Here is a 21,073-nt window from a genome sequence, read left to right as displayed (position 1 = left end):
GTTTCCGAGTGTGTTTGTCCGGTGCGGATCAGCGGTGCGACCCGCATCCGGTGGACGGGAATGAATCAGCCGCGCAGCACGCGTTCGGTGATGCTCTTGCCGCCGCGGCCCATCGCGAGCAGGCCCGACTGCACGAGCTCCTTGATGCCGAAGGGCTCGAGGGCACGCAGGAGTGCGTCCACCTTGCCCTTGTCGCCCGTGACTTCGATGACGACCGCATCCGGGGCGTAGTCGACGACCGAGGCGCGGAAGAGGTTCACGACCTCGAGCACGTTCGATCGGGTCGAGTTGTCGGCCTTCACCTTCACCAGCACGTGTTCGCGCTGGACGGATGCGGAGAAGTCGAGCTCCACGATCTTGATGACGTTGATCAGCTTGTTGAGCTGCTTGGTCACCTGTTCGAGCGGAAGTTCGTCGACGTCGACGACGACCGTGATGCGAGACAGACCCGGCACCTCGGTGACGCCCACGGCGAGCGACTCGATGTTGAAGCCGCGCCGGGCGAAGAGCCCCGCGACACGGGTCAGGAGACCGGGCTTGTCCTCGACCAGGAGGCTCAGCACGTGACTGGTCATCTCAGGCCTCCTGATCGAACGTCGGCGCGTGCTCGCGGGCGTACTGGACGTAACTGTTGCTGACGCCCTGTGGCACCATCGGCCAGACCATCGAGTCCGCCGAGACGACGAAGTCGATGATGACCGGACGATCGTTGGTCGCCAGCGCGAGCTCGATCGCCGCGTCGATCTCGTCTTCGCGTTCGACCCGGATGGCGAGGCAGCCGTACGCCTCGGCGAGCTTCACGAAGTCCGGGATGCGGGCGGTGCCGTGGCCGGTGTTCAGGTCGGTGTTCGAGTGGCGGCCGTCGTAGAAGAGCGTCTGCCACTGGCGCACCATGCCGAGCGAGGAGTTGTTGATGATCGCGACCTTGATCGGGATCTCGTTGATGACGCAGGTCGCGAGCTCCTGGTTCGTCATCTGGAAGCAGCCGTCACCGTCGATCGCCCAGACCACGCGGTCGGGTTCGGCGACCTTCGCGCCCATCGCGGCCGGAACGGCATACCCCATGGTGCCGGCGCCGCCGGAGTTCAGCCACGAGTTCGGGCGCTCGTACTTGATGAACTGCGCCGCCCACATCTGATGCTGGCCGACGCCCGAGGCGTAGATCGCCTCCGGTCCGGTCAGTTCGCCGATGCGCTGGATGACGTGCTGCGGAGCGAGGAGCCCATCGGTCGTCGGAGCGTAGCCGAGGGGGAACTCCTCGCGGAGACCGTCGAGGTAGGACCACCACTCCGAGATGTCGGGCTGGGCGCCGTCGATGGCACCGCGGAAGGCGGCTTCGAGGTCGACGAGCACGTCGCGCACGTCTCCGACGATCGGCACGTCCGCGAACCGGATCTTCGAGATCTCGGCCGGGTCGATGTCGACGTGCACCACCTTGGCATTCGGGGCGAACAGCGCCGCCTTGCCGGTCACGCGGTCATCGAAGCGGGCGCCGAGCGCGATCAGCAGATCGGACTCCTGCAGTGCGAGGACGGCGGGGACGGTGCCGTGCATACCCGGCATGCCGAGGTGCTGCGCGTGCGAGTCGGGGAAGGCACCGCGCGCCATGAGGGTCGTGACGACGGGCGCGCCGGTCGCCTCGGCGAGCACCTTCAGCTCGTCGGACGCGTGCGCGCGGATCACTCCGCCGCCCACGTACAGAACGGGCTTCTTCGCCTCGGCAAGCAGCTGGGCTGCCGCCTGGATCTGCTTGCCGTGCGCCTTCGTGACCGGACGGTATCCGGGCAGGTCGATCTTCGGCGGCCAGACGAACGGCGACGACGCCTGCTGGGCGTCCTTCGTGATGTCCACAAGGACGGGACCGGGGCGCCCCGTGCCGGCGATCTCGAACGCCGCGGCGATCGCGCCCGGGATGTCTTCGGGACGCTTGACCAGGAAGGAGTGCTTCGTGATCGGCATCGTGATGCCGACGATGTCGGCCTCCTGGAACGCATCCGTTCCCATGAGGGTCGAGAAGACCTGGCCGGTGATGCAGACGAGCGGCACCGAGTCCATGTAGGCGTCGGCGATCGCCGTCACCAGGTTCGTGGCACCGGGACCGGACGTTGCGATCGCGACACCGATGCGACCGGATGCGGCGGCGTAGCCCTCGGCGGCATGACCGGCGCCCTGTTCGTGGCGCACGAGGATGTGGCGCACCGCGTCGTCATCCATGAGCGGGTCGTACACGGGCATGATCGCGCCGCCCGGCAGACCGAAGACGTCGGTGACGCCGAGCAGGTCGAGCGAACGGACGACGGCTTCGGCACCCGTCATGATGGGCGCCGAAGAGGAGCGGACAGGCGGCCGTGGAACGGCCGCGGTGGTGTCGGATGACATGGTGATCGACCTCATTGCAGGGAGGATGGGGGCTGAGGGCCCGGTCTATCCAGTGACCGCGCCCTCCGCGGCGGAGTGCACGAGCTTGGAGTACTTGGCCAGGACGCCACGGGTATAGCGCGGGGGAAGCGGCTCCCAGCCAGAGCGGCGGGAGACAAGCTCAGCCTCGTCGACGAGTAGGTCGAGAGTGCGAGCCGCGATATCGACCCGTATCAGATCACCATCGCGCACGAAGGCGATCGGACCAGCGTCGACCGCTTCGGGTGCTATGTGGCCGATGCACAGGCCGGTTGTGCCGCCTGAGAATCGTCCGTCCGTCAAGAGTAATACATCTTTTCCGAGGCCCGCGCCCTTGATGGCGGCGGTGATGGCGAGCATCTCGCGCATTCCCGGGCCGCCCTTGGGGCCCTCGTAACGGATGACGATGACATCTCCCGCGGAGATCTCGCCGTTGGTGAGCGCGTCCATGGCGCCGCGCTCGCGCTCGAACACCTTCGCCGGTCCTTCGAAGACGGATGCGTCGAACCCTGCGGTCTTCACGACGGCGCCTTCGGGGGCGAACGTGCCCTTCAGGATGGTGATTCCGCCGGTCGCGTGGATCGGGTTGTCGAGCGTCCGGATCACGGTGCCGTCGATCGGGTCGGGGTTCAGCGCTTCGAGGTTCTCGGCGACGGTCTTGCCGGTCACGGTGAGGGCGTCGCCGTGCAGGAGACCGGCGTCGAGGAGGGCCTTCATGAGAACGGGGATGCCGCCGTGGCGGTCGACGTCGGCCATCACGAATCGTCCGAAGGGCTTCATGTCGGCCAGGTGCGGCACGTTGTCGCCGATGCGGTTGAAGTCGTCGAGGGTGAGCTCGACCTCGGCCTCGTGAGCGATCGCCAGCAGGTGCAGCACGACGTTCGTCGAACCCCCCAGCGCCATCGCGACCGTGATCGCGTTCTCGAACGCCTTCTTGGTCATGATGTCCCGCGCGGTGATGCCCAGGCGCAGCATGTTCACGACGGCTTCGCCGGAGCGGTGTGCGAAGTAGTCGCGACGGCGGTCCGCCGAGGGCGGCGACGCGGAGCCGGGCAGGCTCATGCCGAGCGCCTCAGCGACGGAGGCCATCGTGTTGGCGGTGTACATGCCGCCACAGGCCCCCTCGCCGGGTGCGATGGCGCATTCGATCCGCTTCAGGTCTTCTTCGCTCATCGTGCCGGCCTTGCACGCGCCGACGGCCTCGAAGGAGTCGATGATCGTGACTTCCTTCTCCGTTCCGTCGGAGAGCTTGACCCAGCCGGGTGCGATCGAGCCGGCGTAGAGGAACACGCTCGACAGGTCGAGGCGGGCGGCCGCCATCAGCATGCCGGGGAGCGACTTGTCGCAGCCCGCCAGCAGCACACTGCCGTCGAGGCGCTCCGCCATCATGACGGTCTCGACCGAGTCGGCGATGACCTCGCGCGAGACGAGTGAGAAGTGCATGCCCTCGTGGCCCATCGAGATGCCGTCGGAGACGGAGATCGTGCCGAACTGCAGCGGGTAGCCGCCGCCCGAGTGCACGCCCTCTTTCGCCCCCTGCGCGAGCCGGTCGAGGCTCAGGTTGCAGGGCGTGATCTCGTTCCAGCTCGAGGCGATACCGATCTGAGGCTTATCCCAGTCCTCGTCGCCCATGCCGACCGCGCGGAGCATTCCGCGAGACGTGGTCGCTTCGATGCCGTCGGTGACGGCACGACTGCGGGGCTTGATATCGATGGCTTCGTCGCGGTGGCTCACCGTTGCAGTCTATTCCCGCGACCACACCGGGATCGCCGTCGTGACGGCACACAGAGGTGCACGTGGCGACGACTCAGTGCGTGCGCACGGCCGCGCGCCGCTCGGCCAGGTCGGCGAGCAGGACCGCGAGGGCTGCCGCATCCGGCACCTGCACCGACGCGGCGGTCGGACCCTCCCCGACGTGCACGCCCAGATCGCCGGGCGCGAGGCTCCGCAGGGCGTCTTCGTCGGTCACGTCATCGCCCGCGAACAGCACGGCCGTCGCGCCGACCCGCTCGCGCATCGTCGCGACGGCGCCGTCCTTGCCCTCGTGCCGGAAGGCGTACTCGAGGATGTCGTGCCCGTCGCGGCGTCGCCAGTCCGGGGCGCGGTCGGCGACGATCGCACCCACGGCCTCCGCCGCGGCGTCGGCGTCGGCGCGGGTCGCGAGTCGCGTGTGCAGCCCGAGTCCGAACGCCTTGGGCTCGATCCAGGCGCCGTCGATGCCGTCGACCGCAGCCCCCGTGGCCGCGATCAGGTCGTCGCGCAGGCGGGTCGCGTCGGCATCCGCTCCGACCGCGGGCTCATCATCGCCGAACTCGGCACCGTGCGACCCGGCGAGCAGGAACACGGATGCGGGCGTCTCCTCCGTCACGATCCGGAGATCGTGGAGCGTCCGCCCCGAGACGAACGCCACCGTCGTCTCGGGCAGCGCCGCGAGGGCGTTCAGCGCCGCGCGGGATTCGGGCAGCATCCGCGCCGCCATCGGCTCGTCCGCGAGCGGGGCGAGCGTGCCGTCGAAGTCGAGCGCGACCAGCAAGTGCCCGGTGCGGGCGAGGCGGTCCAGCTGCTCGGCGGTCGTCATGCGTTCATGCCCTGGTTGGTGCGCGTCGCCGCGAGCGCGGTCAGGAACTCCTGCGACCAGTCCTCCACGTCGTGCTCGCGCACGCGGCGGCGGAGGGCCCGCATCCGCCGCCCCTGCTCGGCCGGGGGCATGTCGATCGCGCGGCTGATCGAATCCTTCAGCCCCTGGATGTCGTGCGGGTTGATCAGCAGCGCACTACCGAGTTCATCGGCCGCCCCCGCGAACTCGCTCAGCACGAGCACGCCGCGATTGTCGACGCGGCTCGCGACGTACTCCTTGGCGACGAGGTTCATGCCGTCGCGAAGCGCCGTGACGAGCATGACGTCGGCGGCGAGGTACAGCGCGACCATCTCTTCGCGGGGAAAGGCCTGATGAAGGTACCGGATGGCGGTGTGGCCCATGGTGTCGTAGTCGCCGTTGATGCGCCCGACGGCGAGTTCGATCTCGTCACGCAACTGCACGTAGGCCTCGACGCGCTCGCGGCTGGGGCTCGCGACCTGCACGAGAGTGACGTCTTCGACACTGACCCGCTCGTCTTGCAGCAGCTCACCGAACGCCTTGATGCGGTGACGGATGCCCTTGGTGTAATCGAGGCGGTCGACGCCGAGCAGCACGCGCTTCGGATTGCCGAGCTCGGCGCGGATCTCCTTCGCGCGGGCCTGGATCTCGGGGCGCTGCGCGAGCTCGACGTACGACTCCGCGTCGATCGAGATCGGGAACGCACGGGCGAGGGCGACGCGCGTCGAGCCGTCTTCCTCGGGAACACGGATGCCGGACGCCTTCGTCTCGTACCGCAGCTGGCGGCGGACCGCGCGGGCGAAGTTGCCCGCGTCGGCGACCCGCTGGAAGCCGATCACGTCGGCGCCCAGCAGCCCCTCGAGTACCTGCCGGCGCCACGGCAGTTGCGAGAAGAGCCCATATGCCGGGAACGGGATGTGGTGGAAGTACCCGATCGTGAGGTCCGGTCGCGATTCGCGGAGGAACTTCGGCACCAGCTGCAGTTGGTAGTCCTGCACCCAGACGGTAGCGCCCTCAGCCGCCGCCGCAGCAGCCGCTTCGGCGAATCGCTTGTTGACCGCCACGTACGCGTTCCACCACTCGCGGCGATAGCGCGGAGCGGCGATCACGTCGTGATAAAGCGGCCAGATCGTGTCGTTCGAGAAGCCCTCGTAGTACAGCTCGACGTCTTCTGCCGACAGCGAGACGGGCACGAGGTGGGTTCCGCCGAAGTCGAACGGCTCGAGTTCCAGGTCAGCCTGACCGGGCCACCCGACCCAGGCGCCCTCGCTCTTTCGCATCACGGGGTCCAGCGCGGTGACCAGACCGCCCGGAGAGGTGCGCCATCCGCCATCCGCGTCTCGATCGACGGGAAGGCGGTTGGCGACGACGACGAAATCGGCCTGAGACACGCAGAAGCTCCTCGGTTCGCGGGGGTTCGTTCAGGCTAACAGCGGGCCGTGCCACGACTGGGTCGGTGGCGTCAAGCGCGGTCCGCAGCTACCCTCGCGCGGTAGCGTGGGCGCATGCGCAAGTACCTCTTCGGCTCGGGCCTCCTCAGTTCTGTGATGAGCGGAATGACCCTCCTCCGCAGCCTCCGAAGCGACGAGGGCTTCACCTGGCGGCAGGCGCTCGCCTGGCTCAGCTGGGGCATCACCCTCGCGCTCGCGATCGGTTCGATCGTCGACACCTTCCGCGCCGGCCGCGGTCACGTCATCCCCGATGACTCCCCGCTGACGCGGTCGGAAGAGAAGAAGCTGCTGAAGAAGCACCTGCGCGGCTGACCCTGGAGTCGCGTCGGCGCGCTGACGGGCGGGGCGTCTGCACGACGGTCCGCTACGGTTCCGAGAATGAGCATCGAAGAAGCCGCATCCCTGCGCGTAGACGAAGACGGGTTCTTCGTTCTCGTCGTCCCCGACGCATACAAGGGGTTCGTGGATGAGGACTGGCGGCTCGATGAACTCCTCGGACACTTCGCCGGCCAGATGAACGAAGGGGCGTTGTTCATCGCCTATCCCGGACCGGACGATGCCGACTCCGCGGTGGCGGTCACCGACCGACCGATCACGGCACCGGTGCTGCGCGAGGCCGTCGGCATCGTGAGAGTCACAGCCAGCGGGCTGTGGCTGACCGACTACACGCAGCTGACCATGGCGGCACAGTTCCACGATGAGTCACCGACCGGCCCCGCAGCCGTTCGTCTGACGACACCCGTGGGATGGCACCGCGTCCTTCTTCGGCAGATCGACGGCGATCCGCGGCTCAACCTGACGATCACCCCGATCGCAGCCGCGATCGAGAGGAAACGGCTCAGTTCCGTGCCCTGGTTCGAGTAGATCGCAGACTCGTCCGGCCCGCCCCTCCACGCCGCAGGATCAGCACACGAGGGTCAGCGGATGAGGATGAGCGCGTCGCCCTGCCCGCCGCCACCGCAGAGCGCGACGGCCGCGGTTCCGGTTCCCCGGCGCAGCAGTTCGTGCACCGCATGCACGACGAGGCGGTTGCCGGACGCCCCGATCGGGTGCCCGAGCGCGATGCCGCCGCCGTGGATGTTGACGATGTCATCGCCCACGCCGAGCTCACGCTGCGACCTGGCCACGACCGCGCCGAACGCTTCGTTGATCTCGATGAAGTCGAGATCCGACACGGCGAGACCTTGCCGATCGAGCGCTTTCTCGATCGCGCGCGCCGGCTGAGCGTGCAGCGAGTTGTCGGGGCCGGCGACCTGACCGCTGGATCCGAGCGCGGCCAGCACCGGCCATCCTTCGGCATCAGCGTGCGACCGCGTCGTGAGAATGACCGCCGACGCGCCGTCAGAGATGGGCGACGAGTTTCCCGCCGTGATCGTGCCGCCCTCTGCGAACGCGGGGCGCAGCCGTGCGAGAACGTCGACCGTCGTGTCGGGGCGGATGCCCTCGTCGGCCGAGACGACGAGAGGGTCGCCCTTGCGCTGCGGCACCTCGACCGACACGATCTCGGCGGCGAAGAGGCCGGCCCGGGCCGCGGCAGCAGCGCGCTGGTGCGAACGCGCCGCGACCTCATCCTGCTGCTCCCGCGTCACCTCGAACGCCGCGTTCAGCCGCTCGGTGGACGCACCCATGCTCACCTGGTCGAAGGCGTCGGTGAGGCCGTCGAATGCCATGTGGTCGAGCGCTTCGATCGAGCCGTACGACCACCCGTCGCGGGACCCCATCAGCAGGTGCGGCGCGCGGGTCATCGACTCCATGCCCGCCGCCACGACGACGCGCGCGTCGCCGGCACGCAGCATCCGCGCCGCATCGATCACGGCCGTGAGACCGGAGAGGCAGACCTTGTTGACGGATGCGGCGTGCACGTCCCATCCGAGTCCTGCGGCGATCGCCGCCTGGCGCGCCGGGTTCTGCCCGGAACCCGCCGAGAGCACCTGCCCGACGAGGACGGCATCGACGGCCTCGGCCGGGATGTCGCCCTGGGCGAGCGCACCACGGATGGCGAGTCCGCCCAACTGCGGGGCGGTGAAAGAGGAGAGCTGGCCCTTGAGCCGGCCTTGCGGGGTCCGTGCCGCAGCAACGATGACCACGTCGTCAGTGTTCATGCATCCACCTTACGTACGTCGGAAATGCGCAGCGGAGGCTGCGTCGCGGCGACGACCTCGTCGACCGTCACTCCGGGCGCGGTCTCGACCAGAACGAGGCCGTTCGGGGTGACGTCGATGACGGCGAGGTCGGTGATGATCCGGTCGACGACCGCGCGGCCGGTGAGAGGAAGGGTGCACGCGTCGACGATCTTCGGGGCACCGTCCTTCGCGACGTGCTCCATCAGCACGATCACCCGGCCCGCGCCGTGGACGAGATCCATCGCTCCACCCGGGCCTTTGACCATCTTCCCGGGGATCATCCAGTTGGCGAGGTCGCCGCTCGCCGACACCTGCATCGCACCGAGGATCGCCGCGTCGATCTTGCCCCCACGGATCATCCCGAAGCTCGTCGCCGAGTCGAAGTACGCCGCCCCCGGCAGGATCGTCACCGTCTCCTTGCCGGCATTGATGAGGTCGGGATCGACGTCTTGCTCGGCCGGGTACGGGCCGACCCCGAGGATCCCGTTCTCCGACTGCAGAACGACCGTCACGTCCGCGGGCACGTGGTTCGGAACGAGCGTCGGCAGCCCGATGCCGAGGTTTACATACGAACCGTCGGCGAGTTCGCGCGCGGCGCGCGCCGCCATCTGATCGCGGGTCAGCGCCATGGTCAGTTCCCTTCCGGAGCGGAGCGCACGGTGCGCCGTTCGATGCGTTTGTCGATGTCGGGCCCGACCTCGAGCACACGGTGCACGTAGACACCGGGGAGGTGCACCGCATCCGCCTCCAGGTCACCGGGTTCGACGAGGTGTTCGACCTGAGCGATGCAGACCCGACCGGCCATGGCCGCGAGCGGATTGAAGTTGCGGGCGGCCTTGCGGAACACGAGGTTGCCGTGCCGGTCGCCCTTCCAGGCATGGACGAGCGCGAAGTCGGTGACGATGGCCTCCTCGAGCACGTACTCCCCCGGGATGCCGCCGGGTGCGAACGAACGCACCTCCTTTTCGGGCGACGCGACTGCCACGCCGCCGGCGCCGTCGTAGCGGCGGGGCAACCCGCCCTCGGCGACCTGGGTGCCCACACCCGTCTGCGTGAAGAACGCCGCGATGCCCGACCCGCCGGCGCGCAGCTTCTCGGCCAGCGTTCCCTGCGGTGTGAGCTCGAGCTCGAGCTCGCCGGAAAGGAACTGCCGTTCGAACTCCTTGTTCTCGCCGACGTACGACGACGTCATCTTCCGGATGCGGTGCGCACCGAGCAGAATGCCGAGCCCCCAGTCGTCGACGCCGCAGTTGTTCGAGACGATCGACAGGTCACGGGTGCCCTGCGCATGCAGGGCTTCGATCAGCTGCATGGGGTTTCCGGAGAGCCCGAACCCGCCGACCGCGAGGCTCGCGCCATCCGGAATGTCGCGGATCGCATCCTCGGCCGTCTGCACTTCTTTGTCGATCACCGTGTCTCCTCCGCACCCCTCGTCGGGCTCATCTCAGCCTGCGCGACGGCCGCGTGTGCGTCTGCGCTCGTGCTTGCCATGTGGATATCGTCGCCCCTAGTGTCCATATCGTGGACAACGATGTCATCCCCGGAACACAGAGCGTCGCCCGCGCGGCCCGGTTGCTCCGGCTCGTCAGCTCCTCCGGAACCGATGGTCTGACGGTCCCGGATGCGGCCGAGCGCGCGGGTCTCACCCGCCCCACGGCGCACCGACTGCTGTCGGCGCTTCGACACGAGGGACTCGTCGACCTCGACGACCGGACGAGCCGATGGGTTGCCGGCCCCGAGCTCTACCTGATGGGCACGGTCGCCGCGGCTCGATACGACGTGACGGGCATCGGTCGTGACATCGTGCGCTCGCTCGCCGTCCGCACGGAGGAGAGTGCGTTCCTCTCGGTTCGCCGCGGCGACGAGACGGTGTGCATCCTTCGCGAGGAGGGCAGCTTCCCGATCCGCTCGTTCGTGCTGTCGGAGGGCGTCCGATTCCCGCTCGGCGTCGCGTCCGCCGGGCTCGCGATCCTGGCGTTCCTCCCTCCCCACGATGTGGACGCCTATCTGGAACGTCATCCGGACCTCGCCGACCGTTTCGGTAGCGCGCATGCCCCCGCCCGCCTCCGCACGCGCTTGCGGGAGACCGCCGAGCGCGGTTACGCGCTGAATCCCGGGCTGATCGTCGGGGGTAGCTGGGGTCTCGGCGCCGCCGTGTTCGACCGCGACGGGCACCCGCAGTGGGCGCTCAGCCTCACCGGCGTGGAGTTCCGTTTCGCCGGTGAGCGCCGCGCCGAACTGGGCCGCATCCTGCTCGCCCACGCGCACCAACTGTCGACGCGGATCGCCGCGGGCGCCCGCTGAGCGGCATCAGTCGGCCGACAGCCGGCATCAGTCGGCCGATAGCTCGGCGCGGACCGCCTCCGCGACGAGGCGGGCGCCCTGCGGCGACATGACCACCGTGTAGTGGTTGGGTTCGTCGATCCGGTCATGCCGGATCGACGAATGCTGCACGAGCACGCCCTCGAGATAGTCGCGCGCGTACAGTCCCGGCGGCTCGTTCTGGAGTCCGCGCCCGACCGTGATCAGCCGCGTCGGATGCTGCAGGGCGGCGAGCGCAGACGGCAGCGCCGTGCCGGCGATCATGTCGGCGGTGTCGGCCGCGGCGGTCTCGTACCGGGTCGCGGGCCGCAGCATCCCGGCACCGTCGTCGACGAGGTCCGCCACGAAGTACTGCGCGAGTCCGGCGGGCCACGGCGGCGGGAACGCCGGATGCTGCCGCCAGAAGCCGAGGTAGTCCTCGACGCTCGCGAAGCGCATCGACAGACGAGCCGCCGTCGGCCCGAGGACGCCCGCCATCACGGCATCCGGATCTCCCCCGAGGGGCACGTCGAGCGGGAGGCCGCCGTCGACGAGCAGCAGGCGCGCGACGCGGGCCGGGTGGCGGTGGGCGAGGACGACAGCCACGAACGCCCCCATCGAGTGCCCCACGACGAGCGCCCGTTCGACGCCGAGGGCATCGAGGACGGCCACGAGGTCGTCGGCGTGCGCGGAGAACCCCGCACCTTCCCCGACGTTCCGACTCTGCCCGCGCCCCCGAAGATCCGGCGCGACGAGCCGCATGTCGGCGAGCTCGGGCAACACGAAGTCCCACGCCCGGTGCGACGCGGTGATTCCGTGGACGAGGAGCACGGTGCCCGTCGGCGGCCCCTCGGGATCGTGGACGGCGACGGCGAGTTCGCCGCCGGGTACCGGCACGCGCACCATCCGCTCGCTCATCGCGCCGACCATCCGCCGTCCATCGTGTACGACGCGCCGGTCACCATGCCCGCGTGTTCGGACGCGAGCCACCCGACGAGCGACGCCACCTCAGCGGGCTCGACGAGGCGCTTGATCGCCGACTCGGTGAGCATGACCTTCTGCACCACCTCGCTCTCGGGAATGCCATGCACCCGGGCCTGGTCGGCGATCTGCTTCTCGACGAGCGGCGTCCGGACGTAGCCGGGGTCGACGCAGTTGCTCGTCACGCCGTGCGGACCGCCCTCGAGCGCTGCGGTCTTCGACAGTCCCTCGAGCGCGTGCTTGGCCGACACGTACGCCGACTTGAACGGGCTGGCCCGCAGCCCGTGGACGCTGGAGATGTTGATGATCCGCCCCCATCCGCGCGCGTACATGCCGGGCAGAACCGCGCGGACGAGAAGGAAGGGCGCCTCGACCATGAGGCGGTGGATGAGCCGGAAGTCGTCGGGCACGAAATCCTCGATGGGGGCGACGCGTTGGATGCCGGCGTTGTTGATCAGGATGTCGGCGTCCCGGGTCAGGTCATCGAGCGCACGGGTGTCGGAGAGGTCGACGACCCATGCCTCGCCGTCGACGGTTGCGGCCGCGCGTGCCGCCGCATCCGCATCCCGGTCGGCGATGACGACGTGTGCGCCGCGCGCCGCAAGCTCGTGCGCGCACGCGAGCCCGATGCCGCTGGCCCCGCCGGTGATGAGGGCTGTCCGTTCGGCGAGGTCTCTGGTGTGCACGTCGGCCAGCGTACGAGCAGTGGCCGCCCGCGACAACGCTCACATACATACCAAAGATATATACTTCGGGTATGACACGAGCAGAGGATATCGAGAGGATCGTCATCGCCGCGCACGCGCTCACCCGCGTGGCCGCCATCACGAACCACAATGAGGCGCCGGCCGCGCAGTGGCGCGCGCTGAGCATCCTCCAGAAGGAGGGCCCGCAGCGCATCGGTGAACTGGCTCGCGCGAGTCGCACCACGCAGCCGGGCGTCACCCGCCTCGTCGGCATCCTCGACGAGGCCGGGCTCGTGCGGCGCGAACGCGACAGCGAGGACTCCCGCGTGACGATCGTGGCGATCACGGATGCGGGCGCCGCCGCCATGGACGAGTGGCGCACTCAGCTCGGCCAAGCGCTCGCGCCGCTGTTCGATGACCTCGACGACGAGGAATGGCAGGCGCTCGAGCGCGCCTCGCACATCCTGATGTCCCGCACGGCGATCTCGGCAGGAGCAGCACGATGAGCGGCCACTCCGGTTCTTCGACGATCTGGCGGCAGCCCGCGCAGGTATGGGCGGTGGCGTTCGCCTCGGTGGTCGCGTTCATGGGAATCGGACTCGTCGACCCGATCCTCCCCGCGATCGCGGACTCACTGCAGGCGACCCCGGTCGAAACCGAGATGCTCTTCACGAGTTACCTACTCGTCACGGGCCTTGCGATGCTCGTCACGAGCTGGATCTCGAGTCGCATCGGCGCGAAGGCGACGCTGCTGATCGGTCTCGCACTGATCGTGGTGTTCGCACTGATGTGCGCGCTGAGCGGCAGCGTCGACGCCATCATCGGGTTCCGCGCCGGATGGGGACTCGGCAACGCGCTCTTCATCTCCACCGCGCTCGCGACCATCGTCGGTGCCGCGAGCGGCGGCAGCAGCGCCGCGATCGTGCTGTACGAGGCCGCCCTCGGTATCGGGATCGCGATCGGACCGCTCCTCGGCGGCCTGCTCGGCGAGGTCAGCTGGCGCGGCCCGTTCTTCGGTGTCGTCGCGCTCATGGCGATCGCCTTCGTCGCGGTGCTGGTGCTGCTGCGCGGCCCGCGCGAGGAACGCCGTCCGGTCGCGCTCTCCGCGCCGTTCCGAGCGCTTCGCCAGCCCGCGCTCGCGATCCTCGCGGTCACCGCGCTGTTCTACAACATCGGCTTCTTCACGCTGCTGGCGTTCTCCCCGTTCCCGCTCGGCTTCGGGGCGATGGGCATCGGGTTCACGTTCTTCGGATGGGGCGTGGCCCTCGCGATCACGAGCGTGTGGGTCGCCCCTCTGCTGCTGCGCTTCTTCCGTCGCACGACCGTGATGCTCGTCATCCTGCCGCTGCTCGCGGTCGACCTCGTGGTGGGCGGGCTCCTCGTGGCGACCCCCGCGGCCCTGGTCGCGTCGATCGTCGTCGGCGGATTGCTTCTCGGCGTCATGAACACCGTGCTCACCGAGGCGGTCATGGAGGCGACCGACCTGCCCCGCTCGGTCGCATCGTCGGCCTACTCGGCGGTGCGCTTCCTCGGCGGCGCCGTTGCTCCCCCGCTCGCGGCGCTCCTGTGGCACGCGTTCAACGCCACGGTGCCGTACTTCGTGGCGGCGGCCGCCGTGCTGATCGCGACCGCCACGATCGCCCTCGGTCGCGGTTCCCTCGGCCGCATCGACGTCCGGGAGGCGGATGCCGCCGAGGAGGCGGCCGCAGTCCTCGTCGGCGACGCGACCTGACACCCCGCTCCCGCCCCTCCCCGCCACCTCGCTCATGACCGCGAGACTGCATCCGGGCATCGAGACAGCGGCTTACGACAGCTGTCTGAACCCCCGGATGCGGTCTCGCGGTCTTCGGGCGGGTCGGCGGGCGACGTTCTAGAGTGAACGCGAAGGGCACCCGGACGAGAGGACGCCATGGCTGAGTTCACCCGCGGTTTCGGAGCACGCCGCCGCACGCCCGATCCGTCCCTTCCGCCCGGCCAGTACCTCACCGACGACTTCCCGGTCCTGTCTGCGGGCCCGACCCCGCGCGTGCCGCTCGACCAGTGGTCGTTCCGCATCCGCACCGAGAAAGGCCTCGACACCACCTGGTCGTGGTCGCAGCTGATGGATCTGCCCATCGAAGACGTGCACACCGACATCCACTGCGTCACGCGGTGGTCGAAGCTCGGCACCTCGTGGCGCGGGGTCTCTCTCGACACCCTCCTGGCCGCGGTCGACACCGACCTCGGATATGCCATGGTGCACTCGTACGGCGGGTACACAACGAACCTCTCGCTCGACGACCTGCGCGGCGGCAAAGCCTGGGTCGCGTTCGAGTTCGACGGTCAGCCCCTCGACCCGGAGCACGGCGGCCCCGCACGACTGCTCGTGCCGCACCTTTACTTCTGGAAGAGCGCGAAGTGGGTCACCGGACTCACGATGCAGAAGCACGACGACCCCGGATTCTGGGAGCAGAACGGCTATCACACGCACGGCGACCCGTGGCTCGAGGAGCGCTACTGGTGATCGTCGGCGGTTGGCTGCCCGGCCTGGTCGAAGCGGTCGTGCAGAGCACGTCGCACGCCCGCATCCTGCAGGTTCGCGTGCCGGATTGGCCGGGAAATCTGCCCGGCCAGCACCTCGACATCCGTTTGACGGCGGAGGACGGCTACCAGGCGGAGCGTTCGTACTCGATCGCCAGCTCCGGAGCGGGCACTCTCGTCGAGTTGGCCGTCGACCGTGTTCCCGACGGCGAGGTGTCACCGTATCTCGTCGATGATGTTCTGCCCGGCGATGCCCTGGAAGTGAAGGGGCCCCTCGGCAACTACTTCGTGTGGGACCCGACCGACCCCTCCCCCGTCCAGCTCGTCGCGGGCGGCTCGGGCATCGTGCCGCTCCTCGCGATGGCCCGTGCGCGCTCACGGCGACCGGAGGCGGCACCGTTCCGGCTGCTCTACTCGGTGCGATCCGCGGACGACGCGATGTATCGCGACGAGCTCGAGCAACTCCGGGCCGACGGGCTCGATCTCACCTGGGCCTACACGCGCAGGGCGCCGGATGCGTGGGCCGGAACGCCCGGGCGGTTGTCGGCATCCGTCCTCGCTGACGCCGTCTGGCCGGTCGATCGTCGAGCGCTCGCGTTCGTCTGCGGGCCGACCGGCTTCGTCGAAGCCGCGGCCGATCTTCTCGTGCAGCACGGATACGACCCCGCGCGGGTGCGCACCGAACGATTCGGAGGGCTGTCATGACGACCATCCATCCCGTACCGGAAGGCGCGGATGCCGGCGTCAGTCAGCTCGACGGCAACGCGGTCGTGGGGGTCTTCGCGGACGTGTTCTCGGTGGACCCCTCGGTCCTCGTGTTGACGTGCGGGCATTGCGGTGTCGCGGGTCCGCTCGGCGGCACCGTCGTCGAAGACGATGGCCGCTGCGCGATCGTGCGCTGCCGCGCGCGCACTCGTACCCTCCTGACGCTCGTTCGCGCCCCCGACGGCGTTTCGGTGCGTATCGCCGCACTCGCCCAGCTCGACACGCCACATCCATCCGTCCTTTCGCCGGAGGTCTCTCGATGACGACGTCACTTGCTCTCGATCTGACCGGTCGCACCGCCCTCGTCACGGGGTCGACGCAGGGCATCGGAAACGCCATCGCCCGCCGCCTCGCCGAGTCGGGTGCGGATGTGGTCGTCAACGGGCGTGGCGAGAGCCGCGTCGCCGCCGCGGTCGACCAGATCGACGCAGATCTCGGACTCCGCGTGCGCGGGATCGCGGCCGACGTCACCACCGAGCAGGGCGCGGCGCAGCTCATGAACGAAGCGGGCCGAGTCGACGTCCTGGTGAACAACCTCGGCATTTTCGAAGCGATCCCCGCACTCGAGATCGACGACGACACCTGGCGCCGCGCTTTCGAGGTGAATGTGCTGTCGGCGGCGCGACTCACGCGCCTCGCTCTGCCCGCCATGACCGCGCAGAGCTGGGGTCGGGTGATCACGATCGCGAGCGACTCGGCGATCGTGACGCCGAAGGAGATGATCCATTACGGCGTCACCAAAACGGCGCTCCTCGCCCTCACTCGCGGCTACGCGAAGGAGGCGGCCGGCACCGGGGTCACCGTCAACACCGTGATCGCGGGCCCCACGCACACGCCCGGAGTGGAGGACTTCGTGTACTCCCTCGTTGACCCCGATCTTCCGTGGGACGACGCACAGCGCGAGTTCATGCGCACGCAACGCCCCCAGTCGCTCATCGGGCGTCTGCTCGAGCCGATCGAGATCGCGAACATGGTGGCCTACCTCGCGTCGCCGTTGTCATCCGGCACCACGGGCGGTGCCCTGCGCGCCGACGGCGGCTACGTCGACGCCATCCTGCCCTGACCACCAAGACGACGGAGGGCGGATGCGGGCGCTCGCGCCGCATCCGCCCTCCGTCGCTTCAGAGGCCCTAGCGGGCAGCGACCACCGCGTCGTCCGCAGGGGTCGTATCCGCGTGCGCCGGGTGGGCGCGTTCGAGCGCGGCACCCTCGACGTCGACGTTGGGAAGGATGCGGTCGAGCCAGCGCGGCAGCCACCACGCGGAGCGGCCGAGCAGGTGCATGAGCGCGGGAACGAGCACCATCCGCACGATGAAGGCGTCGAAGAGCACGCCGATCGCGAGGCCGAACCCGAGCGGACGCACCATGCCGAGGTGGCTGAAGACGAATCCGCCGAACACCGAGATCATGATGATCGCCGCCGCGGTGACGACCGCGCGACCGTTGCGCACTCCGGCGACGACCGCCTCACGGGCCGGCAATCCGTGCACGTACGCCTCGCGCATGCCCGAGACGAGGAAGAGCTGGTAGTCCATCGCGAGACCGAAGAGCACGCCCATGATGATGATCGGCCCGAAGCTCAGCACCGGTCCGGGGTCGTGCACGCCGAAGATCCCGGACAGCCAGCCCCACTGGTAGATCGCCGTCACGGCGCCGAGCGCGGCGAAGAGCGAGAGAACGTACCCCGCCGTCGCGATCAGCGGCACGAGGATCGAGCGGAACACGACGAGCATGATGATCAGCGACAGCCCGACGACGACGAGTAGGTAGAACGGCAGGGCGTTCGCGAGCTTCTCGGAGACGTCGATGTTGCCGGATGCCTGGCCGGCGACGCCGAGAGCGATGTCGCCGGAGAGCGCGTCGCTGCCGACGGCCGATCCGTCGAGGGGCGACAGACCGCGGAGGTCGCGCACCAGGGTCTCCGTCGTCTCGCTCGTGGGGCCATCGGCGGGCACGACCTGGAAGGCGAAGAACGTGCCGTCATCCGATACCGCGGCCGGGGCGACAGCCACGACGCCGTCCTGGTTCATCAGCTCGGTGACGATGTCGGCCTGCACCGCGACCTGATCGTCTTCCGCGACCGCAGAAGGCGTCGTCGCGACGACCAGCAGCGGTCCGTTCTGGCCGGCCCCGAACTCCTCGGTGACGGCCGTGAACGCGCGGTACTGCGTCGTGTCGGTCGCCTCCGATGAGCCGTCGGGAAGACCCAGACGCATCGACAGCGCGGGGATGGCGATGACGAGCAGGGCGACGATCGCGAGCGCGGCCGCACCCAGCGCGCGGGGCGTGCGCATGGCACGCGGCGGGCGCGGCGCGTGATCGGCGTGGCCGATCTGCGAGCGCACGCCGCGGCGCAGCACCCGGTTCTTCATGAGTCCGAGAAGAGCCGGCGTCACGGTGATCGACACGAGCACGGCGACGGCCACGCACGCGGCGCCGACGACACCCATCACGCCGAGGAACGGGATGCCGGTCACGAGCAGCGCGACGAGCGCGACGATGACGGTCGTGCCGGCGAAGACGACCGCGTTACCCGCGGTGCCGTTCGCGAGCCCGATGGACTCCTGCACATCGAGGCCGGTCAGCAGCTGCTTCCGGTGCCGGTTCAGAATGAACAACGAGTAGTCGATGCCGACGGCGAGGCCGAGCATGATGCCGAGGATCGGTGTGACGGAGGCCATGTCGACGACGCCCGAGAAGGCGAGCGAGCCGGCGACACCGACGCCCACGCCGATGATGGAGCTGATCAGCGGTGTGACGGCCGGCAGGAGCGCGCGCATCATGATGAGCAGCACCAGCGCGGCGATGACGACGCCGATGATCTCGCCCGGACCGATCAGTCCGTCGGTCGAGGAGGCGATGGTCGAGGAGTAGTCGACGCTGACGCCGGGAATGTTCGCGGCGTCGAGTGCGGCGGCAACCTCGCTCTTCGTCTCCTGGGAGAGCGTGAACATGTCTTCGTCGAACGAGACCGTCGCGATCGCGGTCGATCCGTCTTCGGAGACGGTGCGGATGGCGGATGCAGCGTCGAGCAACGTCTGCCCGTCCTCCAGCTGCGGCGCCTGCGCGGCGAGCGTGGCCGCGCTCTCCTCGAGCTGCGCGCGTCCGGCGTCGAGCTGGGCCTGCTGCGCGGCGAACTGGGGTGCAGCGCTCTCGGCGAGCCCCGCGGCCTGCGCCTGGGCGATCGCGGCATCGAGCTGCTGCTGACCGGCGTCGAGCTGGGCACGTGCGGCGTCGAGCTGCGCCCGCCCGTCCTGCAGCTGCTGCTCGCCGGCCGCGAGCGTGTCGGCCTGCTCGGTGCGCTGCGCCTCGGTCGCGAACGGGTCGAGCGTCGCGGAGACGTCGTCGATCGTCGCGACGTCCTCGAGGAGCGCGGCGATGTCGGACTTCTGCGCATCCGTGAACGCGCCATCCTCTGCCTGGAAGACGACCGATGCGCTGGCGCCGGTCAGATCCGGCAGCTCGTCGCGCATGCTGTCGGTCACCCGCTCCGTTTCGGTGCCCGGGATGCTGAAGCTGGAGGCGAGCGAACCGCCGAAGGCGACGAATGCGCCGCCGGCGAGGCCGAGGACGAGCACCCACCCGACGAGAACGAACCACGCCCGGCGCGCAGAGAAGCGCCCTAGGCGGTAGAGAAGCTGTGCCACGACATGCCTTTCACGAGAATGAGCGGGCACGTCGTCGGGCCGGGCTCAGGATATCCGACAGATGTCGCTGATCCGACAGATGTCGGAGAACTCTCAGTGAACGCGCCACCCTGCGCGGTGGGTCACAGGCCGGGCTGAGCGACCAGTCGTCCGCTCCCGACGGCCGCCTCGAAGGCGGCGAAGTCGGCGTCGTTCTGGTCGGCGTAGTCCTTCGCGAAGGCGGCGATCGCACGATCGAACGTGTCGGATCTCCCGAGATAGGCGGCGATGGCTACGCGGTCTCCCGAGCGGGAGTGCGCGCGGGCCAGGGCTTCGCCGCACAGCTGCGCATAGAGGCGCGCGCCGGGTACTGCCATCCGGTCCACGTTCACCGATCCCTTCCAGTCGTGCAGCTGCCGCACGTAGAAGTCGCGGTTCTGCCCGTCGAGCCCCGTGACGCGCTGCCATCCGAGGAAGATGTCGCCGGCAGCCTGCATGAGCCGCTGACCGCGAACGACGCGCTCGCCGTGACTGTCGTACACGCTGTCACCGAGGAACCGTTCGAGCACGGATGCCTGGGCCTCTTTCGCCTGCAGCAGCAGGGGATCGTTCTGATCTCGCCCCTGGAGCAACACGATCCACGCGCGGGTTCCGACGCTGCCGACACCCACAACCTTCCGGGCCATGTGCAGGTACGTGAACTCGTCGAGCGGGTGGCGCGGGCTCGTCAGGGTGGCCTGGTAGGAACGCAGCAGGTCGCGCATGATCGATTCCTGCCGGTCGACCGTCGTGCGGTCGGCGAGGTCTTCGATCGGCACGAGGAGGGGAGGATCGGCACGGAACTTCAGCTCCGAGCCGTCGAACTCGACCAGCTTCGTGAAACCGCGCATGCTGTCGCGGGTACGCGCTTTGGCGATGAGGTTCTCGACCTGCGTCACCTCTTTCGACCGCGCACGCTTGGCTCGCTTCTCGCCGCGCAGCCAGCGCAGCATCTCTTCGACGTCGAGCTGGTCGTACCAGGCGTCGAGCACGGTGCCCGAAGCGGCGACCCGGATGTGCTCGCGGTACGCGCGCGCCGCCGTGAGAGCGATCGCGTGGCGGTCGGCATCCGAGAATCCGCGGTGTCGGCCGGCGACCTCGAAGCTCGCCACGAGCCGCTTGAGGTCCCACTCGAACGGACCCGGATGCGTTTCGTCGAAGTCGTTGATGTCGAACACCATGTTGCGTTCCGCGGTGCCGAAGACCCCGAAGTTCGTCAGGTGCGCGTCGCCGCAGAGCTGCACGGTCAGCCCGGAGTGCGGCTGGGAGGCGAGGTCCGACGCCATGATCAGCGCGGCGCCGCGGTAGAACGTGAACGGGGAGACCTGCATCCGTCCGTACCGGATCGGCACGAGCTCGGGCACGCGGGTCGACGCCTGTTCCTCCAGCAGCGCGATCGGGTCCGTCGCCCCCGGCGGCCGGCGCCAGGAGCCGTGCCCCGACCGCGGCAGGCGGCGGCGTGCGGCCGCGCCTCGTGCGCGACGTTCGTCGAATGACGTCATCGTTCTCCCCCGTCTCCGGCCCGCTCGCCCCAGCGGAATCTCACGGTGCGTCACGGATGCAGCGGCGCGAGGATGCCGGCACCTGC

Annotated in this window: 21 protein-coding genes; 9 read left to right on the top strand and 12 right to left on the bottom strand. The window is 69.2% G+C overall.

What is annotated here, in order from left to right:
• Positions 1–65 precede the first annotated feature (65 nt).
• The 5 genes from ilvN to otsA form a co-directional block, all read right to left on the bottom strand.
• Entirely contained in the window at positions 66–575 is a 510-nt protein-coding gene (gene ilvN, locus LMI96_RS01860) for an acetolactate synthase small subunit (RefSeq protein ID WP_223720896.1), read from the bottom strand.
• A gap of 1 nt (position 576) precedes the next feature.
• Entirely contained in the window at positions 577–2,379 is a 1,803-nt protein-coding gene (locus tag LMI96_RS01855) for an acetolactate synthase large subunit (RefSeq protein WP_223720895.1), read from the bottom strand.
• Between the two features lie 45 nt (positions 2,380–2,424).
• On the bottom strand, positions 2,425–4,131 hold the full coding sequence (gene ilvD / locus LMI96_RS01850) for a dihydroxy-acid dehydratase (protein ID WP_228360294.1): 1,707 nt from the start codon (positions 4,129–4,131) through the stop codon (positions 2,425–2,427).
• A gap of 73 nt (positions 4,132–4,204) precedes the next feature.
• Positions 4,205–4,975 (bottom strand): trehalose-phosphatase, encoded by a 771-nt coding sequence (gene otsB, locus LMI96_RS01845; protein ID WP_228360293.1) that lies wholly within the window; start codon positions 4,973–4,975, stop codon positions 4,205–4,207.
• Positions 4,972–6,384 carry an alpha,alpha-trehalose-phosphate synthase (UDP-forming) gene (otsA, locus tag LMI96_RS01840; protein ID WP_223720892.1) on the bottom strand — a complete coding sequence of 471 codons (1,413 nt, stop codon included), beginning with the start codon at positions 6,382–6,384 and terminating at the stop codon, positions 4,972–4,974. The genes otsB and otsA overlap by 4 nt, the downstream gene beginning before the upstream one ends.
• Positions 6,385–6,498: 114 nt before the next feature.
• On the opposite strand from otsA, the gene LMI96_RS01835 reads away from it, so the two are divergent.
• Both LMI96_RS01835 and LMI96_RS01830 read left to right on the top strand, forming a co-directional pair.
• Positions 6,499–6,756 carry a hypothetical protein gene (locus LMI96_RS01835; RefSeq protein ID WP_223720891.1) on the top strand — a complete coding sequence of 86 codons (258 nt, stop codon included), beginning with the start codon at positions 6,499–6,501 and terminating at the stop codon, positions 6,754–6,756.
• Between the two features lie 66 nt (positions 6,757–6,822).
• Positions 6,823–7,308, top strand: a complete 486-nt coding sequence (locus LMI96_RS01830) for a hypothetical protein (protein WP_223720890.1) — start codon at positions 6,823–6,825, stop codon at positions 7,306–7,308.
• A 53-nt stretch (positions 7,309–7,361) separates the two neighbouring features.
• Here the strand turns inward: LMI96_RS01830 and LMI96_RS01825 are convergent, their stop codons facing one another.
• Genes LMI96_RS01825 through LMI96_RS01815 form a run of 3 tightly spaced genes read right to left on the bottom strand, consistent with a single transcriptional unit; the run spans position 7,362 to position 9,978 of the window.
• Positions 7,362–8,546 carry an acetyl-CoA C-acetyltransferase gene (locus LMI96_RS01825; RefSeq protein WP_228360292.1) on the bottom strand — a complete coding sequence of 395 codons (1,185 nt, stop codon included), beginning with the start codon at positions 8,544–8,546 and terminating at the stop codon, positions 7,362–7,364.
• On the bottom strand, positions 8,543–9,196 hold the full coding sequence (locus tag LMI96_RS01820) for a CoA transferase subunit B (protein ID WP_223720888.1): 654 nt from the start codon (positions 9,194–9,196) through the stop codon (positions 8,543–8,545). Before LMI96_RS01820 ends, LMI96_RS01825 begins: the two co-directional genes overlap by 4 nt.
• Positions 9,197–9,198: 2 nt before the next feature.
• Positions 9,199–9,978: a CoA transferase subunit A gene (locus tag LMI96_RS01815; protein ID WP_223720887.1), complete on the bottom strand. Its 780-nt coding sequence runs from the start codon at positions 9,976–9,978 to the stop codon at positions 9,199–9,201.
• Positions 9,979–10,088: 110 nt separating this feature from the next.
• On the opposite strand from LMI96_RS01815, the gene LMI96_RS01810 reads away from it, so the two are divergent.
• A complete protein-coding gene (locus LMI96_RS01810; RefSeq protein ID WP_228360291.1) occupies positions 10,089–10,871 on the top strand; it encodes an IclR family transcriptional regulator in 783 nt (260 codons plus the stop codon).
• Positions 10,872–10,898: 27 nt separating this feature from the next.
• Here the strand turns inward: LMI96_RS01810 and LMI96_RS01805 are convergent, their stop codons facing one another.
• The gene (locus tag LMI96_RS01805; RefSeq protein ID WP_228360290.1) at positions 10,899–11,786 is read right to left on the bottom strand and encodes an alpha/beta fold hydrolase; all 888 of its coding nucleotides are present in this window, start codon (positions 11,784–11,786) and stop codon (positions 10,899–10,901) included.
• Positions 11,783–12,535, bottom strand: coding sequence for a 3-hydroxybutyrate dehydrogenase (locus LMI96_RS01800; RefSeq protein ID WP_228360289.1), 753 nt, complete (start codon positions 12,533–12,535; stop codon positions 11,783–11,785). The genes LMI96_RS01805 and LMI96_RS01800 overlap by 4 nt, the downstream gene beginning before the upstream one ends.
• Positions 12,536–12,606: 71 nt before the next feature.
• Between LMI96_RS01800 and LMI96_RS01795 the strand changes: the two genes are divergently transcribed.
• From LMI96_RS01795 to LMI96_RS01770, 6 genes are all read left to right on the top strand, one after another.
• Positions 12,607–13,041 (top strand): MarR family winged helix-turn-helix transcriptional regulator, encoded by a 435-nt coding sequence (locus LMI96_RS01795; RefSeq protein WP_223720883.1) that lies wholly within the window; start codon positions 12,607–12,609, stop codon positions 13,039–13,041.
• Positions 13,038–14,267, top strand: a complete 1,230-nt coding sequence (locus tag LMI96_RS01790) for an MFS transporter (protein ID WP_228360288.1) — start codon at positions 13,038–13,040, stop codon at positions 14,265–14,267. The genes LMI96_RS01795 and LMI96_RS01790 overlap by 4 nt, the downstream gene beginning before the upstream one ends.
• A 177-nt stretch (positions 14,268–14,444) precedes the next feature.
• The gene (locus LMI96_RS01785; RefSeq protein ID WP_228360287.1) at positions 14,445–15,038 is read left to right on the top strand and encodes a molybdopterin-dependent oxidoreductase; all 594 of its coding nucleotides are present in this window, start codon (positions 14,445–14,447) and stop codon (positions 15,036–15,038) included.
• Positions 15,035–15,760 (top strand): ferredoxin reductase, encoded by a 726-nt coding sequence (locus LMI96_RS01780; protein ID WP_228360286.1) that lies wholly within the window; start codon positions 15,035–15,037, stop codon positions 15,758–15,760. The genes LMI96_RS01785 and LMI96_RS01780 overlap by 4 nt, the downstream gene beginning before the upstream one ends.
• Positions 15,757–16,083 carry a DUF6510 family protein gene (locus LMI96_RS01775; RefSeq protein WP_228360285.1) on the top strand — a complete coding sequence of 109 codons (327 nt, stop codon included), beginning with the start codon at positions 15,757–15,759 and terminating at the stop codon, positions 16,081–16,083. The genes LMI96_RS01780 and LMI96_RS01775 overlap by 4 nt, the downstream gene beginning before the upstream one ends.
• Positions 16,080–16,883, top strand: coding sequence for an SDR family NAD(P)-dependent oxidoreductase (locus LMI96_RS01770; RefSeq protein ID WP_223720878.1), 804 nt, complete (start codon positions 16,080–16,082; stop codon positions 16,881–16,883). The genes LMI96_RS01775 and LMI96_RS01770 overlap by 4 nt, the downstream gene beginning before the upstream one ends.
• 67 nt (positions 16,884–16,950) lie before the next feature.
• On the opposite strand, the gene LMI96_RS01765 is transcribed toward LMI96_RS01770, so the two are convergent.
• Positions 16,951–19,467 carry an MMPL family transporter gene (locus LMI96_RS01765; protein ID WP_228360284.1) on the bottom strand — a complete coding sequence of 839 codons (2,517 nt, stop codon included), beginning with the start codon at positions 19,465–19,467 and terminating at the stop codon, positions 16,951–16,953.
• Positions 19,468–19,589: 122 nt separating this feature from the next.
• Positions 19,590–20,987 (bottom strand): DUF2252 domain-containing protein, encoded by a 1,398-nt coding sequence (locus LMI96_RS01760; protein WP_228360283.1) that lies wholly within the window; start codon positions 20,985–20,987, stop codon positions 19,590–19,592.
• Positions 20,988–21,073 lie beyond the last annotated feature (86 nt).

Source organism: Microbacterium sp. cx-59 (assembly GCF_020805625.1).
GTDB lineage: Bacteria > Actinomycetota > Actinomycetes > Actinomycetales > Microbacteriaceae > Microbacterium.
This window is presented reverse-complemented; position numbering and strand designations above follow the sequence as displayed.

Excerpts from the sequence above, each read along its gene's own strand:
- ilvN (WP_223720896.1), bottom strand. The coding sequence starts at position 575 with ATGACCAGTCACGTGCTGAGCCTCCTGGTCGAGGACAAGCCCGGTCTC.
- LMI96_RS01855 (WP_223720895.1), bottom strand. The coding sequence starts at position 2,379 with ATGTCATCCGACACCACCGCGGCCGTTCCACGGCCGCCTGTCCGCTCC.
- otsB (WP_228360293.1), bottom strand. The coding sequence starts at position 4,975 with ATGACGACCGCCGAGCAGCTGGACCGCCTCGCCCGCACCGGGCACTTG.
- LMI96_RS01835 (WP_223720891.1), top strand. The coding sequence starts at position 6,499 with ATGCGCAAGTACCTCTTCGGCTCGGGCCTCCTCAGTTCTGTGATGAGC.
- LMI96_RS01830 (WP_223720890.1), top strand. The coding sequence starts at position 6,823 with ATGAGCATCGAAGAAGCCGCATCCCTGCGCGTAGACGAAGACGGGTTC.
- LMI96_RS01825 (WP_228360292.1), bottom strand. The coding sequence starts at position 8,546 with ATGAACACTGACGACGTGGTCATCGTTGCTGCGGCACGGACCCCGCAA.
- LMI96_RS01820 (WP_223720888.1), bottom strand. The coding sequence starts at position 9,196 with ATGGCGCTGACCCGCGATCAGATGGCGGCGCGCGCCGCGCGCGAACTC.
- LMI96_RS01805 (WP_228360290.1), bottom strand. The coding sequence starts at position 11,786 with ATGAGCGAGCGGATGGTGCGCGTGCCGGTACCCGGCGGCGAACTCGCC.
- LMI96_RS01795 (WP_223720883.1), top strand. The coding sequence starts at position 12,607 with ATGACACGAGCAGAGGATATCGAGAGGATCGTCATCGCCGCGCACGCG.
- LMI96_RS01790 (WP_228360288.1), top strand. The coding sequence starts at position 13,038 with ATGAGCGGCCACTCCGGTTCTTCGACGATCTGGCGGCAGCCCGCGCAG.
- LMI96_RS01785 (WP_228360287.1), top strand. The coding sequence starts at position 14,445 with ATGGCTGAGTTCACCCGCGGTTTCGGAGCACGCCGCCGCACGCCCGAT.
- LMI96_RS01775 (WP_228360285.1), top strand. The coding sequence starts at position 15,757 with ATGACGACCATCCATCCCGTACCGGAAGGCGCGGATGCCGGCGTCAGT.
- LMI96_RS01770 (WP_223720878.1), top strand. The coding sequence starts at position 16,080 with ATGACGACGTCACTTGCTCTCGATCTGACCGGTCGCACCGCCCTCGTC.
- LMI96_RS01760 (WP_228360283.1), bottom strand. The coding sequence starts at position 20,987 with ATGACGTCATTCGACGAACGTCGCGCACGAGGCGCGGCCGCACGCCGC.